This window comes from Maribacter luteocoastalis (assembly GCF_048890225.1).
Taxonomy (GTDB): Bacteria; Bacteroidota; Bacteroidia; order Flavobacteriales; family Flavobacteriaceae; genus Maribacter; species Maribacter luteocoastalis.
In genome coordinates this window covers 268,587-285,490 of record NZ_JBMFZG010000003.1, presented here as the reverse complement: position 1 = coordinate 285,490, position 16,904 = coordinate 268,587, and the positions used below count along the sequence as shown (strand labels likewise).

19 protein-coding genes are annotated in these 16,904 nt (G+C 39.5%); 11 read left to right on the top strand and 8 right to left on the bottom strand.

Annotated features, from left to right (window positions below):
• Window position 1 precedes the first annotated feature (1 nt).
• The 4 genes from ACOCEA_RS08505 (at window position 2) to ACOCEA_RS08490 (ending at window position 3,834) form a co-directional block, all read left to right on the top strand.
• Entirely contained in the window at window positions 2–910 is a 909-nt protein-coding gene (locus ACOCEA_RS08505; RefSeq protein WP_420755802.1) for a metallophosphatase, read from the top strand.
• 11 nt (window positions 911–921) lie between these two features.
• Entirely contained in the window at window positions 922–1,371 is a 450-nt protein-coding gene (locus ACOCEA_RS08500; protein WP_420755801.1) for a GNAT family N-acetyltransferase, read from the top strand.
• Between the two features lie 231 nt (window positions 1,372–1,602).
• Window positions 1,603–2,826: a serine hydrolase domain-containing protein gene (locus ACOCEA_RS08495; RefSeq protein ID WP_420755800.1), complete on the top strand. Its 1,224-nt coding sequence runs from the start codon at window positions 1,603–1,605 to the stop codon at window positions 2,824–2,826.
• A gap of 198 nt (window positions 2,827–3,024) precedes the next feature.
• Window positions 3,025–3,834 (top strand): hypothetical protein, encoded by an 810-nt coding sequence (locus tag ACOCEA_RS08490; RefSeq protein ID WP_420755799.1) that lies wholly within the window; start codon window positions 3,025–3,027, stop codon window positions 3,832–3,834.
• Between the two features lie 162 nt (window positions 3,835–3,996).
• On the opposite strand, the gene ACOCEA_RS08485 is transcribed toward ACOCEA_RS08490, so the two are convergent.
• The 6 genes from ACOCEA_RS08485 to ACOCEA_RS08460 all read right to left on the bottom strand — a co-directional run bounded on the left by ACOCEA_RS08485 (window position 3,997) and on the right by ACOCEA_RS08460 (window position 9,561).
• Window positions 3,997–4,311, bottom strand: a complete 315-nt coding sequence (locus tag ACOCEA_RS08485; protein ID WP_420755798.1) for a hypothetical protein — start codon at window positions 4,309–4,311, stop codon at window positions 3,997–3,999.
• Window positions 4,308–5,546, bottom strand: a complete 1,239-nt coding sequence (locus tag ACOCEA_RS08480; RefSeq protein WP_420755797.1) for a cation:proton antiporter — start codon at window positions 5,544–5,546, stop codon at window positions 4,308–4,310. Before ACOCEA_RS08480 ends, ACOCEA_RS08485 begins: the two co-directional genes overlap by 4 nt.
• A 91-nt stretch (window positions 5,547–5,637) precedes the next feature.
• Window positions 5,638–7,632 carry an NAD-dependent DNA ligase LigA gene (gene ligA / locus ACOCEA_RS08475; protein ID WP_420755796.1) on the bottom strand — a complete coding sequence of 665 codons (1,995 nt, stop codon included), beginning with the start codon at window positions 7,630–7,632 and terminating at the stop codon, window positions 5,638–5,640.
• Window positions 7,632–8,213 carry an LOG family protein gene (locus ACOCEA_RS08470; protein WP_420755795.1) on the bottom strand — a complete coding sequence of 194 codons (582 nt, stop codon included), beginning with the start codon at window positions 8,211–8,213 and terminating at the stop codon, window positions 7,632–7,634. Before ACOCEA_RS08470 ends, ligA begins: the two co-directional genes overlap by 1 nt.
• The gene (gene prmC / locus ACOCEA_RS08465) at window positions 8,210–9,073 is read right to left on the bottom strand and encodes a peptide chain release factor N(5)-glutamine methyltransferase (protein ID WP_420755794.1); all 864 of its coding nucleotides are present in this window, start codon (window positions 9,071–9,073) and stop codon (window positions 8,210–8,212) included. The genes ACOCEA_RS08470 and prmC overlap by 4 nt, the downstream gene beginning before the upstream one ends.
• Window positions 9,073–9,561 (bottom strand): GNAT family N-acetyltransferase, encoded by a 489-nt coding sequence (locus ACOCEA_RS08460; RefSeq protein WP_420755793.1) that lies wholly within the window; start codon window positions 9,559–9,561, stop codon window positions 9,073–9,075. The genes prmC and ACOCEA_RS08460 overlap by 1 nt, the downstream gene beginning before the upstream one ends.
• Window positions 9,562–9,664: 103 nt before the next feature.
• Here ACOCEA_RS08460 and ribD point away from each other — a divergent pair, with 103 nt between their 5' ends.
• From ribD to ACOCEA_RS08440, 4 genes are read left to right on the top strand one after another with little or no spacing between them, the layout of a single operon-like run.
• Window positions 9,665–10,744: a bifunctional diaminohydroxyphosphoribosylaminopyrimidine deaminase/5-amino-6-(5-phosphoribosylamino)uracil reductase RibD gene (gene ribD, locus ACOCEA_RS08455; RefSeq protein ID WP_420755792.1), complete on the top strand. Its 1,080-nt coding sequence runs from the start codon at window positions 9,665–9,667 to the stop codon at window positions 10,742–10,744.
• Window positions 10,737–11,339, top strand: a complete 603-nt coding sequence (locus ACOCEA_RS08450; protein ID WP_420755791.1) for an HAD-IA family hydrolase — start codon at window positions 10,737–10,739, stop codon at window positions 11,337–11,339. The genes ribD and ACOCEA_RS08450 overlap by 8 nt, the downstream gene beginning before the upstream one ends.
• Window positions 11,340–12,236 (top strand): EamA family transporter, encoded by an 897-nt coding sequence (locus tag ACOCEA_RS08445; RefSeq protein ID WP_420755790.1) that lies wholly within the window; start codon window positions 11,340–11,342, stop codon window positions 12,234–12,236.
• Complete coding sequence (locus tag ACOCEA_RS08440; protein WP_420755789.1) at window positions 12,236–12,853, top strand: IMPACT family protein; 618 nt, start codon at window positions 12,236–12,238, stop codon at window positions 12,851–12,853. The genes ACOCEA_RS08445 and ACOCEA_RS08440 overlap by 1 nt, the downstream gene beginning before the upstream one ends.
• Window positions 12,854–12,874: 21 nt before the next feature.
• Here the strand turns inward: ACOCEA_RS08440 and ACOCEA_RS08435 are convergent, their stop codons facing one another.
• The gene (locus tag ACOCEA_RS08435; RefSeq protein WP_420755788.1) at window positions 12,875–13,273 is read right to left on the bottom strand and encodes an acyl-CoA thioesterase; all 399 of its coding nucleotides are present in this window, start codon (window positions 13,271–13,273) and stop codon (window positions 12,875–12,877) included.
• Between the two features lie 204 nt (window positions 13,274–13,477).
• Between ACOCEA_RS08435 and dnaA the strand changes: the two genes are divergently transcribed.
• From dnaA to ACOCEA_RS08420, 3 genes are read left to right on the top strand one after another with little or no spacing between them, the layout of a single operon-like run.
• Window positions 13,478–14,902 (top strand): chromosomal replication initiator protein DnaA, encoded by a 1,425-nt coding sequence (gene dnaA, locus ACOCEA_RS08430; RefSeq protein ID WP_420755787.1) that lies wholly within the window; start codon window positions 13,478–13,480, stop codon window positions 14,900–14,902.
• A gap of 7 nt (window positions 14,903–14,909) precedes the next feature.
• Window positions 14,910–15,371 carry a low molecular weight protein-tyrosine-phosphatase gene (locus ACOCEA_RS08425; protein ID WP_420755786.1) on the top strand — a complete coding sequence of 154 codons (462 nt, stop codon included), beginning with the start codon at window positions 14,910–14,912 and terminating at the stop codon, window positions 15,369–15,371.
• On the top strand, window positions 15,368–16,090 hold the full coding sequence (locus ACOCEA_RS08420; protein WP_420755785.1) for an SAM-dependent methyltransferase: 723 nt from the start codon (window positions 15,368–15,370) through the stop codon (window positions 16,088–16,090). Before ACOCEA_RS08425 ends, ACOCEA_RS08420 begins: the two co-directional genes overlap by 4 nt.
• Window positions 16,091–16,141: 51 nt before the next feature.
• Here the strand turns inward: ACOCEA_RS08420 and ACOCEA_RS08415 are convergent, their stop codons facing one another.
• A complete protein-coding gene (locus tag ACOCEA_RS08415; RefSeq protein WP_420755784.1) occupies window positions 16,142–16,771 on the bottom strand; it encodes a hypothetical protein in 630 nt (209 codons plus the stop codon).
• Window positions 16,772–16,904: the final 133 nt, after the last annotated feature.

Genomic DNA, 16,904 nt, shown 5'->3' with positions numbered 1-16,904 from the left:
TATGAAAAGAAGGACCTTTATAAAAAATACGGCCGCTACAGGAGCACTTGTCGGTTCTGGGGCACTTACCTTGGAGGCTTGTGGATTATCAAAAAAGAAACACATTACCATTTTACATACCAATGATGTGCATAGCCATATTGATGCCTTCCCCAACGACCATTCTGAATTTCCAGGTTTGGGTGGACTGGCGCGCCGTGCGGGATTGGTGAACAGCATACGTCAAGAAAATCCGAATACGCTGTTGTTCGATGCTGGCGATATCTTTCAAGGTACCCCCTACTTTAATTTTTATGGCGGCGAACTTGAGTTTAAACTCATGAGCATGCTTAAATACGATGCCACCACTATTGGTAACCATGATTTTGATAATGGTATAGACGGACTCCTAGCGCAGATGCCCTATGCCCAGTTCGATTTCCTGTCCGCCAATTACGATTTCTCAAATACTGTACTCAACGGGTTTACCAAACCGTACAAAACCTATTTAAAGGATGGGGTGAAAATTGGGGTATATGGTCTGGGTATTAAATTGGCAGGTCTCGTAACCAAAAAATTGTACAAGGAAACAGTCTATCTAGACCCTTATGAGATTGCAACGGACATGGAACGGCAGTTAAAAGAAGAAGAACAGTGCGACCTGGTCATTTGCCTATCGCATTTAGGCTATAAGTACAGGAGCGAGGACAGACCGCAAGATGTGCAATTGGCCAAACACACCAAGTATACCGACCTCATTATTGGTGGCCATACCCACACCTTTTTAGATAAACCTACCCTACTACAAAATGCACTGGAGAAGGATATTCTGGTAAACCAAGTAGGTTGTTTTGGCATTAACCTTGGCCGTGTAGATTTCTATTTTGGGGCCGATGGCAACAGTGCCAATGGCGTTACCATAAAAGTTTGACCTTTGGCCGTATGGATGGTATTTTAAGAACGGACGCCAGCAATCCACATTTTAAAGCGCTCGTAGCTTTGTTAGATGCCGATTTGGCCAAAAGGGATGGTGCCGACAATGTTTTTTACACCCAGTTTAACGGTATTGACACCCTACCGTATTGCGTTGTATATTTTAAAGGTACGCAGCCTTTGGGCTGTGGTGCCATAAAACGGTTTGATAGACATAGCGTAGAAGTAAAACGCATGTTCGTGCAATCCAATGCTCGAGGCAAGGGTATTGCCACAAAAGTATTGACCGCTTTGGAAACGTGGGCCAAGGAATTAGGCTATACCCATTGTGTACTGGAAACTGGAAAACGCCAACCCGAAGCCATTGCCCTTTATAAAAAGAACGACTATAAAGTAATACCCAATTATCCGCCATATGAGGGTATGCACAATAGTGTATGTTTTAAGAAAGAGGTTTGACCACCAAAAAGTCTTTTTTTTTTCGTTACTGTTCCATTGTTATAGTATAAAAGTAACGGCAAGTAACTATTCATGTTGGAGAAAAGTAGGATCTAGAAGCGAATGTGTTCAAATTTTATTCGGAACTTAGGAAGCATATTCCAAATACCACACCAAATGATCCGAAATACGCTTTTCCTTTTAAGTAGCTTATGCATTGTACTTGTCTCTTGCAGACAAGAAGTAAAAACTATGGCAACCGTAGAAAAATATCAATTTGCATCTCCCGAGGAGGTAGGAATGGTGGCGGACAGCTTGGCCAAAATAGATGAAATGGTGATGGAATTTGTCGAGGCCAAAAAATATCCTGGAGCAGTAACCTTGATAGCCAAAAATGGTAAAATTGTGTACGAATCCGAAGTAGGATGGTCAGATTCTTCCAGAACGGAGCCGTATAGAAAAGACCATTTGTTTCGCATGGCCTCAATGACCAAACCTGTGGTATCCGTGGCTGCAATGCAACTGGTAGAAAAAGGCACCATTGGACTAGATGATCCGGTAGGCAACTACATTAATTCGTTTAAGGAAACCGAGGTAATCACAAGTTTTAACCCGCAAGACACTACATGGACCAGTACCCCATCTGCGGCAGTTCCTACGGTACGGCAACTATTGACGCAGACGGCCGGCGTGCCCTACGCGTTCATGAATCCTCCAGTACATGGCGCCATACTTGCCAAACATGGTATTCCAGATTTAAGTACACACCTACCTATGACCGTGGCAGAAACCATGGCCAAAATAGGTGACCTGCCACTGGTACATGAACCTGGTGCAAAATGGATGTATGGCCTCAATACCGATGTTTTAGGTCGCGTAGTGGAAGTTGCCTCTGGACAAAAACTGGATGACTATGTCCGAGAACATATCACCAAACCACTGGAGATAGAAAAGCTCGACTTTTATTTTGATGATTCCCTCACTACGGACCTTCCTAAAATTTTTGTCCCTAATCCCGAAGAAACAATAACCCAGGTAGACGCTGCTATGGGACCCATGTATATAGCCAACTACCCCACACAAGGTGCCAAAACCTATCTTTCTGGAGGTAGTGGTATGACGGGTACTGCCCGTGATTACTTTCTTTTTTGTCTAGCAATGCTCAATGATGGCGCATTGGGCAACAAGCGAATTTTAAAGGCCGAAACGGCACAATCCATGCATCAGGACCAAATTGACACGCTCTCCTATCCATGGGGTCCCGCACGCTTTGGTTTTGGTTTTGATGTGGCAGATGGCCATCCCATACGACCAGATGGCACCTACAGCTGGAGCGGTGCCTTTAGCACTACGTTTTGGATAGATCCAACGAACGATTTGATTGTTATTCAATTGAGGCAGGTACTACAGTCACCAAACAATAACGATATTAATGGGAGATTGGAGAAAATCGTTTATAGTGCCTTGATCGATTAAAAAGTATACCACTGGCACATAGCTGTGGTACCGCTTTAAAACCAAATAAAAACATGCTCGTTGGGTTGTTCACAACTTTCGTACAAACCTTGTAAGAAACCCTTGAAATCGTGTTTGGAAAACCCGAACTTCGTTAGCGTTGGATATAGACTATTGAAACAGTTTTATATCTTATTCGTTAGCTGTAATATCAAAAGAATGCCCAAATACCTAGTAAGATTTACTTCTAAAGAATACTACCCGAATTTTGAAGACCTTTCGAAATATAAAATCAAACTAGGCACGTTTCACCATTATCGAAAGATTGAAGATGGAGTCCGACAAGATAAAGAGGAAGGACAAAGAGGCTTGGATTTGGTAATAAAAAAGCCCTGTAAGAAGTTACTTGATGGAATTGAGCGAGATGAAATAATTTTCGGGCCTTATGATGAAAGCTTATTAAACGAAAATGGAGAATTCAAAGCAGAAACACACATTTTGGTTCACGAGCACTTATATGAATTTAATTCTTGGATGTTTTGTTGTTCAATTATTGAAGATTTATCACTAATTCCAAAATTGGAAGAATACTTTGAATGTGATTCACATTACTTTATATCTGATTTAGATGGTTTTGTAAAAGCAACTCAGAATGCACTCGCTGATTCTCTCAAAAAAAATAGATTTGATAAAGACGGAAAACCATTTATTCTGCACGGTACTGAACCGAATGTTTGGATTGATGGATTTAAGAATTACGTTAAATACGGAATAAGGGATGGTTACCAAAATGAAACTGTAAATACGTTAACAGAATTTATGAACAGCCAAAAATCCAGAGCAATTAATATGGACATATGGTTTCATAAGCCTAAAAGGTTTGAATTTGAAAGTGAGTTTAGAATTGTGCTATATGCAACAGCTGGCCGAGAAGAAAATAAAGTATTCAATATCAATGATGATTCTAGATTAGTGGAATGTGATTTGACAGATTGCATTAGTATTGAACCGAAAACATTTGAGAAATAAGTACTACAGCTAACAAATAACAAAACCTAAACGTAATGCGGACATTAAGGCAAAACCGAAAGGTCTATATATTTATAAAGTCGCTAAATCTTTGGGATTTAGCTTTGGACAAAAAAAGAAAAAGCAAAACTATAAGCTTTAGCTAAACCAAAAACGAAACTTTTAACCTCCTATTCCATTTTCATTCAAAACAAAGGTCACCATCTCCTTTAACTCTTCCTCCAACGACTTTTCTGGGTAGGTTTTGTTCGCTTGCCCGTACCAGTAGCCGGCATTAAAACGGTCACCTTCCTTTCTATGTAAATAGGCATGGATCCAGCTGCCCAAGGTATTGTACATGTCTTGGGCAATGTTGTGGGAAGCTTCCCAGTCGCCCTTAGCATCAAACCAAAGGGCTTTTAAACCTTCGGGCCAATCAGCAGGGGGTGTCTGTAAATGAAGCGTAGCTTCAAACTCGGTATAGTTTTTAGGCTTCATATCGTTACTTTCTTAACAAGTTTCCCTACCGTAAGTCCCTGCCCAATTATGGAGAATACCACCACAACGTAGGTAATCACCAAAAACAGGTCCCTGTGCATTTCTTGGGTAAGCCCCAGTGCCAGGGCAATGGAGATACCCCCGCGCAATCCGCCCCAGGTCATTACCAGATTGGTCCTCGGTACAAAGTCCAGCTTTTCCTGAAAGAATTTAATCGGTAATAGCAAGCTCAAATAACGGCAAAGCAGTACGATAGGAATGGCCACAATACCGGCCACCATATAACTGGTCTCAAAATTAAGCACTAGCATTTCCATACCAATAAGGACAAATAGCAGGGTGTTCAACAAAATATCCAACAACTCCCAGAACTTGTCCACATAGGTTTCCGTGGTCTTGGACATGGCGGAGTTACGTACGGTATCATTCCCCACCACCAAACCTGCGGTGACCATGGCCAAGGGTGCGGATACATGTAGTTTTTGGGCTACCACGGTACCCATCATTACGGCTGCAAGGGTAATGATCACCTCAATATCATAATCGTCAATAGAGCGCATTAATCTGTAGGTCATCCAGCCTATGAGCAAGCCCAACACAATACCGCCAATAACCTCAACCCCAAAGAGTTCTATAATAGCCATGGGTTCAAATTCCGATGACCCTGAGGAAGCCAATTGAAATATGGTAAGGAATACCACAACACCTACCCCATCGTTAAACAGGGATTCACCCACAATTTTGGTCTCCAGCTTTTTGGGTGCCCCGGCCTGTTTTAAAATTCCGAGTACGGCAATAGGGTCCGTTGGGGAAATCAAGGCCCCAAACAGCAGGCAGTAGATAAAGTTCACCTCCATTTGACAGAGCTGTAAGAGGTAAAACATGAAGATGCCTACCAAAAAGGTAGATACCAGTACGCCCAAGGTAGAAAATACGAATATGGGCCAACGCTGAACCTTTAACTGCTCAAAATTGGTATGCAGGGCCCCTGCGAACAGCAGGAAACTCAGCATAATATCCAATAATACCGTTCTAAAATCGATTTGGGTAATGATATAGCGTTCGGCATTGAGTAGGGTATCATCTACAAAACTGATCGCAAAAACCACCAAGGTAAACACAATGGTAATCAGCATTAACCCAATGGTGTTGGGCAGTTTTAGGAACCGCACATTGATGTATCCAAAAATGGCGGAAATAAATACCAGTACCGCGCTAATTATAAAGTAATCCATAGTTTAACTTTTATCTATCTAGATGGTCTAACTTGAAACTTGTCTTTCCTTTAGAGCCATCAAAAATAGTTTTCTTCCCGTGGCCCGGCCACTATATCATTTGTAAAAAATCCTGCTCCGTTATAATGGGGATACCCAGGCCTTCTGCTTTGGTGCGCTTGCTAGGCCCCATTTTATCACCGGCCACCAAATAACTGGTTTTGGAGGAAATAGAGGAACCTACCTTGCCCCCATTGTCCTCTATCAGCTTTTTAAGCTCATCCCTACTGACCGACTCAAAAACACCCGAAACCACAAAGGTGGATCCTTTTAAGATATCGGTCTGGTTTTCCAGTTTCTCTGCCGAAAGTTCAAATTGGATACCGTGGGATTTTAATCGTGCAACCATAGCTAGGTTTTTCTCGTTCTTGAAAAAATCTACCACACTCTCCGCTATACGCTCGCCAATCTCATCTACGGTAACCAATTCCTCCATAGTGGCTGCCATAAGTGCATCTATATTTTTATAGGCCTTTGCCAATTTTTTAGCTACGGTTTCCCCCACATAACGTATTCCTAAGGCAAACAACACCCGCTCAAAAGGCACATTTACGGAGTCCGCCACGCCTTTTATTAAATTCTCTGCCGATTTCTCTGCCATACGCTCCAAAGGCAAAATCTGTTCTTTGGTAAGGTCATAGAGGTCAGCATAATCCTTAATAAGTCCCTCTTTAAAAAGAAGTTCTACGGTTTCGCCACCTAAACCTTCTATATCCATGGCCTTTCTAGAAATAAAATGTTGGATACGCCCTGTTATCTGTGGCGGACAACCATATTGGTTGGGGCAGTAATGTTTGGCATCGCCTTCCTTACGAACCAAAGGGGTACCACATTCCGGACATTCCGTGATATATTTCGTCGCTTTTGAGCCTTCGGGTCTTTTAGAAAGGTCTACCCCAATAATCTTGGGTATGATTTCCCCTCCTTTTTCCACAAAAACGGTATCCCCTTCGCGGACATCAATTTTTTCTATTTGGTCCGCATTGTGCAGGGATGCCCTTTTAACGGTGGTACCCGCCAAAAGTACAGGTTCTAAATTGGCTACTGGGGTAATAGCACCCGTACGCCCTACTTGGTATGAAATATGAACCAATACTGTAGAAGCTTGTTCTGCCTTAAACTTATAGGCCATGGCCCAACGGGGGGACTTGGCGGTATAGCCCAATTCATCTTGGTATTGCAGATTATTAACCTTTACCACTACCCCATCGGTCTCATACGGTAAATCATGGCGGTGCTCGTCCCAGTGATTTACAAAGTCCATCACCTCCTCGGTATTCTTACACAATTTGGCCACGGTAGGCACTTTAAAGCCCCAATCATGTGCTTTTTGTAACATCTCAAATTGTGTTGCGATACCCAAATTATCTCCAACGATACCATACAACAAACATTCCAAAGGACGTTGTGCCACTGCGGCGCTATCCTGTAATTTTAAACTTCCCGAGGCCGTATTTCTAGGGTTCATATAAGGGTCTTCCCCATTTTCTATACGTTCCTCGTTCATTTTTTGGAATCCCTCAAAAGGCAAGACAATTTCCCCACGAATATCAAATTTCTCTGGGTAGTCCCCTTTTAGCTGTAAAGGCACCGATTTTATGGTCTTTATATTGGTAGTGACATCATCACCTTGAAAGCCATCGCCACGGGTAACCGCCTTAACTAACTTCCCGTTTTCATAGGTGATACTGATAGAAGCCCCGTCATACTTTAATTCACAGGTAAATTGTACGGGGACATCGCCTAAATTACGCTGAATACGCTTTTCCCAATCCTCCAGGTCTTCTTTGGAATAGCTGTTCTCCAACGAATACATACGGTGCTCATGGGCAACGGTCTCAAAGTTCTTGGTCACCATGCCACCCACACGCAAAGTGGGAGAGCTTTCATCATAAAACTCCGGATGTTTAGCCTCCAGATCTTGAAGCTCCTTTAATTTCATGTCAAACTCATAATCCGAAATAGTAGGCTTGTCCAAGACATAATAATTATAATTATGTAGGCGAAGCTCCTCACGAAGGGCATTTATTTTTTCGGCAACGTTCATTATAGTTGTTCTTTATTAATCCACTTAGGAATAGGCAGTGGTACATAATTCTCCATTTTCTCCAATAACTGGCTAATATCTTGATCTACCAATATTGCCTGATAGTTTTCAAGCTTTACAAAACCTTTGCTCACCATCTTTTGTAACATGAGTAACAGCTCATCGTAAAATCCGTTGGTATTTAAAATACCTATGGGAAATTGGTGTAAGCCTAACTGACCCCAAGTAAGCATTTCAAAAAATTCTTCCAAAGTCCCAAAACCGCCTGGCAGCATCAAAATACCATCTGAAAGGTCATGCATGGCCAATTTGCGTTCATGCATGTTTTTGGTAATGATCAACTCGCTTAACGAGTCATGAAAAACTTCCTTTTTCTTTAAAAATTCTGGTATTACGCCAATTACCTCCCCACCATTTTCCAGAGCACCTTGGGCAACCTTGCCCATGATACCAATCTTAGCACCACCATAAACAAGCCTAATACCTTTCTTGGCCAGTTCACTACCAAGTTCATAACCCATAGCTGTATAGGCCATTTCTGTACCTTCACTGCTTCCGCAAAATACGACTACACTTTTCATTTTTTCGTTGCCTTTATCATTCGGTCGTTTCCGAACATATCTTTTCTTATAGTGATATCCTTAAAATTATAACCTTTTAAGAGTTCTACCATTTCCTTGCCCAAATATTGGTTGATTTCAAAGTATAGACTTCCCCTAGTTTTCAGATGTTTATTGGCATACGCCGTTATCGCCTCATAAAATACCAAGGGTGCCTCATTTTTTACATATAGCGCCCCTTCGGGTTCGTGCTGTTTCACATTTTCCTGCATTTCAGCTTTTTCCATTTCCCGTACATAAGGCGGATTGGAAACGATAACGTCAAATTCCATTTGTAAACTCGCCGGAAGGCTATGGGTCTGTAGGATATCGGTCTCAATAAAATCTACCGCTACCGCATTCCTTTCCGCATTGCCAACCGCTATTTTTAAGGCTTCGGATGAAATATCCACAGCCTTCACCATAGCAAATTTTATATTTTTAGCCAGCGATATGGCAATACAACCCGTACCCGTGCCTATATCCAATACCTGTACCCCGGAATCGTTATTTTTAAAATCATCAAGTATCCAACATACCAACTCTTCAGTTTCTGGCCTTGGTATCAAAACATTGGAATTCACTAAATATTCCATTTCCATAAATTCCACATGTCCAATGATATGTTGAATTGGGATATGCAGTTTTAATTGGGCCAATGCCCCAAAGATTCGACTTTCCTGTTCTTTGTCAAGAGTATAGTTTGGCTCAAAAGCCAATATAAATCGTTCTAAATTAAAATACTCCTCAATAAGCAAATAGAAGAAACTAGTTACTTCATCTCGCCCATAAACCGTATCCAGTTCCTTATGAAATATGTTTTTGATCTCGCCCAGTAACATTAAACCAATGTTTTAAGCATCCAAACCGGACATGAATAGTGGCCTGTATTGCCCATAGGGGCATCTATGTATTTAAAACCAGATTTTTTATATAGTTTTTGGGCATCTGTCATGTAGGGCATGGTTTCCAAGTAGCATTTTTCAAAGCCGAATTCCTTGGCCTTATCCAAACAAATTTGTATCATTTTAGCACCTAGACCCCTTCCCCGGGCTTCCTCCAAAAAGTACATTTTTTGTAGCTCACATACATTCCCTTGGTAATTATCCAATTGGGCAACACCCGCACAGCCAATGATTTGTCCATCTTGTTCTACTACAAAATAAGTAGCCTTGGGAACATCATAATTTTCAAACATATGGTCCAAGGCCTTATCTGCATAGGCCGTGCCTACTTTAGGAACCCCCAGATCTACTAATACCTTGCGTACAACCGTAGCTACCGCGGCATTGTCCTCTTTCTTTATCTCCCGTATAATTGCGGTATCCATGGTTTCCTTAAGATAGGTTTTAAAGTGCTATTTTTGACGTGTGAAGATACGTGAATTACGTAAAAACATAAAGTAGAAGCACCAATAAAATTAGGTCCAGAAAATGGTAGGCCAACAGCAAGACATTCAGATAAATACCGATGTAGGATTCATGCGTAGGTGTATACAAATTGCTAAAAACGCTTTGGGTAAAACGGCACCGAACCCAATGGTGGGTGCGGTGATTGTTCTAAACAATAAAATTATTGGCGAAGGATTTACCAGTGCGTATGGTGGTGCCCATGCCGAGGTAAATGCGATTAGTGGTGTAGCGGATAAAACCCAACTTAGCCATGCCACCTTATATGTGACATTGGAACCTTGCTCGCACTATGGCAAAACACCACCATGTGCCGACCTTATTGTAAAACACAAAATCCCCAGGGTTGTTATAGGCCTTAAAGACCCGCATGAAAAAGTAGCGGGCAAGGGCATAAAAAAACTGCAAGATGCCGGATGTGACGTTGTAACAGGAATCTTGGCGAAGGAATGTAGGGAACACCACAAGCGTTTTTTATGTTTTCATGAGAAAAAGCGACCATACATTATTCTAAAATGGGCAGAAACCTTAGATGGGTTTATTGCACCGGAGGAACAAGAAAGAACAAAAAACCCAGAACCCTATTGGATCACGACGCCATTATCTAGACAGTTAGTGCATAAATGGCGTAGTGAGGAACAAGCCATACTGGTAGGTACAACTACTGTTTTGGCTGATAATCCCAAATTGGATACCCGATTATGGAATGGAAATTTGCCTATACGGCTTGTAATAGATAAAGATGTAAAGATTCCGCCGAATTACCATGTATTGGATGGAAATCAAAAAACAATAGTTTTTACCTCCACATCGGTAAATACTACTGAAAAACCGAATGTAATGTATATTCAGGTTAATTTTAATGATAACCTGGCGCAAGAAATTTGTGAACAATTATATATTTTAAACATACAAAGTGTCTTTATTGAAGGAGGTACAAAAACCCTCCAAACTTTTATTGATGCAGAACTTTGGGACGAAGCAAGAATATTTAAAGGTCCAGTTACTTTTAAAACCGGTATTACATCGCCACAGATAACAGGACGTTTGGTTAAATCACAAACCGTGGACAAAGACCAATTAATTATATTACAGCATGATTAAGAACCTCATTTTCGATTTTGGTGATATTTTTATTAACCTAGACAAACCCGCAACCTTTAGGGAACTGGAAAAATTGGGATATATGGAAGTACAACCTGACATGCTAGCCTTGGCTAAGCAATATGAGATGGGTCTGGTTTCTTCTGAAGGCTTCCTTTTGCAACTAAACACCATGCTTCCCCTAACGAATGTTGAACATATCCAACACGCTTGGAATGCTATTATCAGAGATTTTCCAGAGTATCGACTCACATTTGTTGAAGAATTGAAACAGGAAAACAACTATCGCCTTTTCTTATTGAGCAATACCAATGATTTGCATATTGAGTATGTGAAAAAAACCATGGGTTTGGACCGTTTTGAGCGATTTGAGACCTGTTTTGAGCAGTTTTACCTGTCACATGAAATACATATGCGAAAACCAAATAGCGATATTTTTGAATTTGTGTTAGATCAAAACCAATTAAAGGCTGAAGAAACTTTTTTTATAGACGACACCAAAGAGAATACGGATACCGCACAGCTATTAGGAATAAAAAGTTGGAACCTACAGGTTGGCAATGAGGACATCATTGATCTTAAAAGCAAATTGTAGATGTACTACTTACTTTTAAGTGTCCTATCCTCCAGTTTAATCTTTATTGTTTTTAAGTTGTTTGCCAAACATAATGTGCAGACATTTTATGCCATTGTCGTAAATTATATTACGGCCTCTGCGGTTGGTCTGAGTCTATATCAAGGAGAGGTACAGGTATTTGAAATATACACAAAACCATGGTTTATAGGAACCCTTTGTTTAGGGGTGCTTTTTATTTTGGTCTTTAACATTATGGCAGCCACATCACAAAGAATTGGCGTATCGGCTGCCTCTGTAGCAACTAAAATGTCTTTGGTAATTCCGGTAATCTTTGGGGTACTGGTTTATGGGGAAACGTTGGGGATTATAAAAGTCTTAGGAATAGCGTTGGCCTTGTGCGCCGTTTATTTTTCGTCTGTAAAGAAAAATACGATAAGATTGGACAAATCGGACCTATGGCTACCTATTTTGGTGTTCTTAGGTTCAGGAATCATAGATACGAGTATAAAATATGTACAGGAGGTCTATGTTCAGGAAGAGGAGTATCCCCTATTTACCGCTTTGGTATTTGCAGCTGCTGCAACCACAGGCATGTTTTATTTGGTAATTAAAAGTAGTAAAGAACCCATAAAAGTGAATTTTAAAAATGTTTTGGGCGGTATTGCATTAGGGGTGCCCAATTACTTTTCCATTTACTTTTTGCTAAAAGCATTACAGCTCACCAAACTCAACAGTGCCTCTATTTTTACGATCAATAACGTGTTCATTGTTATTTTTACCACACTCTTAGGTATTTTACTGTTCAAGGAAAAAATTAGTTTAAAAAACTGGATCGGTATCATCATAGCCATTATAAGTATACTTTTAGTTGCCTTTGGCGATGACATTTTACCATTCAAGAACCCTATATTCTGATGGATGACCAGTTAGACACGTATCTCACAATAGCGAAACCTACCGAAGCCATATTGCTTAAAGAAAGAAAAAGTAAATTTTACGGCTACGCTTTTCCTATTGATGATGAAGAACAGGTAAAACCGATCATTGACTCCTTGAGAAAGAAATACCCCAGTGCCAACCATGTTTGCTATGCTTGGCAAATAGGCGTTCACGACCCAACATATAGGGCCAATGATGACGGCGAACCTAATAATTCTGCAGGGATGCCCATTTACGGACAAATACAATCCTTTGGGGTAACGAATTTAGTAATTGCCGTGGTTCGTATTTTTGGAGGCACTAAATTAGGTGTTGGCGGATTAATAAGTGCCTATAAGAATACCGCGCAACTCACTTTGGAGCATAGTGATATTAAAGAGGGGATAATTCAAAAAAGTTTTGAATTACAATTTGCGTATCCCGAAATGGATATTGTTATGCGTTTGATCAAAAAGAACCAACTTAATATCGTTGACCAAGAATTGAAACTGGAATGCAAAATTACCGTTTCTGTAAGGGCCAGTGAATTTGAAAAAATCATGAAAGAATGCAATTCATTTCATAAACTTAAAATCACACCGAAAAAACATTGAGAATTGGTAACCAATTTAAACTTAACTAAGTTTTTTAAGGATATAATCTGGACATTTTATAGGTCTTTTCCTATTAACATCCATAAATGCCAAAATAGTGCTTGCCTCAATCAATTTTTCGCCTTCCTGATTTAGGATAATATATTCAAATTCTATTCGTACAGTAGGTAACTTTTTTAACCTTGTCTTTACGGTAATTACATCATCATAAATGGCAGATTTAAGAAAGTTGATCTGCAAATTGATAACAGGAAGCATAACCCCCTGGGTTTCCATATCCTTATAGGAAACCCCTAGGGCCCTAAGCCACTCAACTCTTCCTATCTCTAGATATTGCGCATAATTACCATGATACACCACACCCATTTGGTCTGTTTCACCGTACCTGACCCGAAAAGAAATTTCATTAAAATCCTTCATTTTGAAGTAAAATAGTATATATTTAGTACCTCCCTTGGATACAACGCGAACATGGGGAAAAAAAAGGTCATATTCAATAGAGTTTGATTTTTTTTTTAGAATTTTTGTTCACATATTTGTCCACCCGATAAAGCAGTAATAAAAAGTTTAATCTTAATTACCGCTTACTATTTTTTTAATCTAAAAAAGAGAGCTTTTTTTATTATGAGTGTTACTGCCAATTCCGTATGGAAAAATTGTCTGGAATTTATTAAGGATAATATCCAACCGCAGGCATTCAAAACATGGTTTGAGCCTATCAAGCCTGTAAAGCTTTCTGAGAATTCATTGAGCATTCAGGTACCTAGTAAATTCTTTTATGAATGGCTAGAGGAACACTATGTTAAACTATTAAAAGTTTCACTAACAAGGGAGTTAGGTGAATCCGCTAAATTGGTATATATCATTAGAATGGAAAATACCTATGGCAACAAGGAACCATTCACCGAAAAGATACCAAGTTCCAACCGCGGCAATATGCAACCACAGGAAATGGATGTTCCCATAAAATCTAAAAATCCTGAATTAAGAAATCCTTTTGTCATTCCAGGCATTAGGAATATCAAAATTGAATCCCAACTTAACCCTAATTATAACTTTGATAATTTTTTAGAAGGGGACTCAAATAGGTTGGCACGTTCCGCCGGTATGGCCGTAGCCAATAAACCAGGAGGCACTTCCTTTAATCCCTTATTAATTTTTGGCGGTGTTGGATTGGGAAAAACCCATTTGGCTCATGCCATTGGGGTTGAGATAAAGGACAAATATCCAGAACGTACCGTTCTTTATATTTCTGCAGAAAAATTCACGCAACAGTATATTGAGTCTGTAAAGAAGAACACAAGAAATGATTTTATTCATTTTTATCAATTGATAGATGTTTTAATAATTGATGATGTTCAATTCCTATCAGGTAAATCCGGCACCCAAGACGTGTTCTTCCATATATTCAATCATTTACATCAAAATGGGAAACAAGTTGTTTTAACCTCTGATAAGGCTCCTGTTGACATGCAGGATATAGAGCAACGATTGTTATCCAGATTTAAATGGGGACTTTCCGCAGAATTGCAAAGTCCGGATTATGAAACTCGTATTTCTATCCTTAACAACAAACTATATCGTGATGGCGTAGAAATGCCCGAGGAGATCATTGAATATGTTGCCAAACATATCAAAACAAATATTAGGGAATTGGAGGGCGCCATTATTTCATTGATTGCGCAATCTACCTTAAACAAAAGAGAAGTTACGATTGAGCTTGCACAGCAAGTAGTGGAAAAATTCGTAAAGAATACAAAACGCGAAGTTTCTATAGATTACATACAGAAGGTAGTTTCTGATTATTTTGAAATGGATGTGGCCACATTACAATCCAAAACAAGAAAAAGACATATTGTTCAAGCTAGGCAGTTAGCCATGTTCTTTGCCAAAAAATTCACAAAGGCTTCTTTAGCAAGTATCGGTTCACAAATTGGTAAAAGAGACCATGCAACTGTTCTCCATGCTTGTAAAACCGTTGATAACTTAGCGGAGACAGATAAGCAATTTCGTAAGTACATAGACGACCTTACCAAGAAATTCTCATAATTATTTCATGAAAACTAAAGTCTTGATGGTATGCCTTGGAAATATTTGCAGGTCGCCATTAGCTGAAGGTATTCTGAAAAATAAACTAAATCCTGATATGTTTTTTGTAGATTCCGCTGGTACTGGCGGGTATCATATAGGAAACGCCCCAGACCCAAGGTCCATTGCGGTAGCAAGAAAATATGGTATAGACATTAGCAACCAAGTTTGTAGAAAATTTTCGCCTAATGATTTTGCTGAATTTGACATCATATATGCGATGGATAAAAGCAATTATGGCACTATTATAGCACAAAGTAAAAACAAGGCCGATGCTGATAAAGTACGTTTATTATTAAGTGAACTTGATGTACATACTATAGAAGTGCCAGATCCTTATTATGATGCCGATGAAGGATTTGAAAAAGTATATCATCTAATAGATACCGCCTGCACTGCCATCGCAAATAAAATAGAAACCGGTTTATGAGCGGAACTTCAAAAAAAACAGGTAAGTTATATTTGATCCCTACAACATTGGGAGACATACCACCATTGGAGGTGTTGCCCATTTCTATTAAAAGGGCCATTGAGGAAATAGACCATTATATTGTTGAGAACGAAAAAACAGCCCGGCATTTTATAAAAAAAATAAGCCCTAGAAAGTCACAACCCTCACTCCATTTATTTGCACTTAATAAGTTTACCGAACCGAATGACATTCCCAACTTTCTTAATCCCTGTCTTGAAGGGTATGATGTGGGTATACTGTCTGAGGCAGGTTGCCCAGGAATAGCCGATCCCGGTGCAGCAGTAGTTAAAATCGCTCACCAAAAGCATATACAGGTAGTGCCTTTAGTAGGGCCGTCATCAATATTGTTAGCATTGATGGCCAGTGGACTAAACGGTCAAAATTTTGCTTTTAACGGATATTTGCCCATAGATAGTCCTGAAAGAAAAAAAGAAATCAAAAAACTTGAAAAAAAGTCGCGAGACGAATCACAATCCCAATTGTTTATAGAAACACCTTATCGTAATAACAAATTATTGGAAGAACTTATTAAGACCCTTGCCCCAAATACATTTATTTGTGTGGCAACCGATATTACCTTGCCTACGGAATATATTGTCACCAAAACTGCCTCCGCATGGAAAAATGAAAATATTGACTTGCACAAAAGACCAACAATATTTATTATACAGGCATAAAAAAGCCCTGACTAAATAGCCAAGGCCCCATTTTCATATATAGATAAAATTTTAAATCCTAGGATTCTTAATGGCTTCTACCGAAGAAACATCATAGCCAGAAAATTTCTGTAGATATTTTGCAATTGTAGTGCCGTAACCATCTATTACATCCACTTTACCATAAGACCTAAGGTATGATTTTACATTTCCTGCACCGGCCAAATGTGCCGCAGCAAGTATGCCAGATTCCGTAACCATGATTCCTTTAATAGGTTTTCCCACAAATCTTTTTATATCCCTTCTGAGTATCCATTTATTACGGGACATATTAATTTGGAAAACCTTTTCTTGTAGAATGGGATCATTTAAGAATTGGTGTTGATTATAAACACCCATTAATTGCAAGGTATTCATACCAAATTGGTACTTACCAAGGTAGCCGAACGTATTCACGGCAGCATAGTTACCTTGTGATTCCTTGAATGCCAGTGCTTCCTTAAAACCGTTTAAGGAACTCCCCAGAAAAGGAGGCGTTGCTTCGAGGCGCTCAAAATAGATTTTGTCTTTGGGAAACAAAACCTCAGTAGGTTCTTTTACCTTAAGTGCATTTGGCACACTAACCTTATAAAGATCAAAGCCATAACTCACTAAAATAAAAATCACGATAAGTGGACAACTTAACAATATCCATCTTCTCATAAAGTGCTTTTCTTAAGACTTACAACGCAAAAAAAATGTTCGCTTAAATTTCACTTCGCAAAGTTAGAGTAGATATTATGGCTATTCTAGAAGGTTTTGTTAAAACTATACAATTTTAGTTAACATGTCATAA

What these genes read in the sequence shown, in the direction of transcription:
- ACOCEA_RS08435 (WP_420755788.1), bottom strand. Translation starts at nt 13,273, where the DNA reads ATGAAGGATTTTAATGAAATTTCTTTTCGGGTCAGGTACGGTGAAACA.
- ACOCEA_RS08420 (WP_420755785.1), top strand. Translation starts at nt 15,368, where the DNA reads ATGAGCGGAACTTCAAAAAAAACAGGTAAGTTATATTTGATCCCTACA.
- ACOCEA_RS08470 (WP_420755795.1), bottom strand. Translation starts at nt 8,213, where the DNA reads ATGAAAAGTGTAGTCGTATTTTGCGGAAGCAGTGAAGGTACAGAAATG.
- dnaA (WP_420755787.1), top strand. Translation starts at nt 13,478, where the DNA reads ATGAGTGTTACTGCCAATTCCGTATGGAAAAATTGTCTGGAATTTATT.
- ribD (WP_420755792.1), top strand. Translation starts at nt 9,665, where the DNA reads ATGGTAGGCCAACAGCAAGACATTCAGATAAATACCGATGTAGGATTC.
- prmC (WP_420755794.1), bottom strand. Translation starts at nt 9,073, where the DNA reads ATGTTACTGGGCGAGATCAAAAACATATTTCATAAGGAACTGGATACG.
- ligA (WP_420755796.1), bottom strand. Translation starts at nt 7,632, where the DNA reads ATGAACGTTGCCGAAAAAATAAATGCCCTTCGTGAGGAGCTTCGCCTA.
- ACOCEA_RS08505 (WP_420755802.1), top strand. Translation starts at nt 2, where the DNA reads ATGAAAAGAAGGACCTTTATAAAAAATACGGCCGCTACAGGAGCACTT.
- ACOCEA_RS08440 (WP_420755789.1), top strand. Translation starts at nt 12,236, where the DNA reads ATGGATGACCAGTTAGACACGTATCTCACAATAGCGAAACCTACCGAA.
- ACOCEA_RS08480 (WP_420755797.1), bottom strand. Translation starts at nt 5,546, where the DNA reads ATGGATTACTTTATAATTAGCGCGGTACTGGTATTTATTTCCGCCATT.
- ACOCEA_RS08485 (WP_420755798.1), bottom strand. Translation starts at nt 4,311, where the DNA reads ATGAAGCCTAAAAACTATACCGAGTTTGAAGCTACGCTTCATTTACAG.
- ACOCEA_RS08445 (WP_420755790.1), top strand. Translation starts at nt 11,340, where the DNA reads ATGTACTACTTACTTTTAAGTGTCCTATCCTCCAGTTTAATCTTTATT.
- ACOCEA_RS08450 (WP_420755791.1), top strand. Translation starts at nt 10,737, where the DNA reads ATGATTAAGAACCTCATTTTCGATTTTGGTGATATTTTTATTAACCTA.
- ACOCEA_RS08490 (WP_420755799.1), top strand. Translation starts at nt 3,025, where the DNA reads ATGCCCAAATACCTAGTAAGATTTACTTCTAAAGAATACTACCCGAAT.
- ACOCEA_RS08495 (WP_420755800.1), top strand. Translation starts at nt 1,603, where the DNA reads ATGGCAACCGTAGAAAAATATCAATTTGCATCTCCCGAGGAGGTAGGA.
- ACOCEA_RS08500 (WP_420755801.1), top strand. Translation starts at nt 922, where the DNA reads ATGGATGGTATTTTAAGAACGGACGCCAGCAATCCACATTTTAAAGCG.
- ACOCEA_RS08460 (WP_420755793.1), bottom strand. Translation starts at nt 9,561, where the DNA reads ATGGATACCGCAATTATACGGGAGATAAAGAAAGAGGACAATGCCGCG.
- ACOCEA_RS08415 (WP_420755784.1), bottom strand. Translation starts at nt 16,771, where the DNA reads ATGAGAAGATGGATATTGTTAAGTTGTCCACTTATCGTGATTTTTATT.
- ACOCEA_RS08425 (WP_420755786.1), top strand. Translation starts at nt 14,910, where the DNA reads ATGAAAACTAAAGTCTTGATGGTATGCCTTGGAAATATTTGCAGGTCG.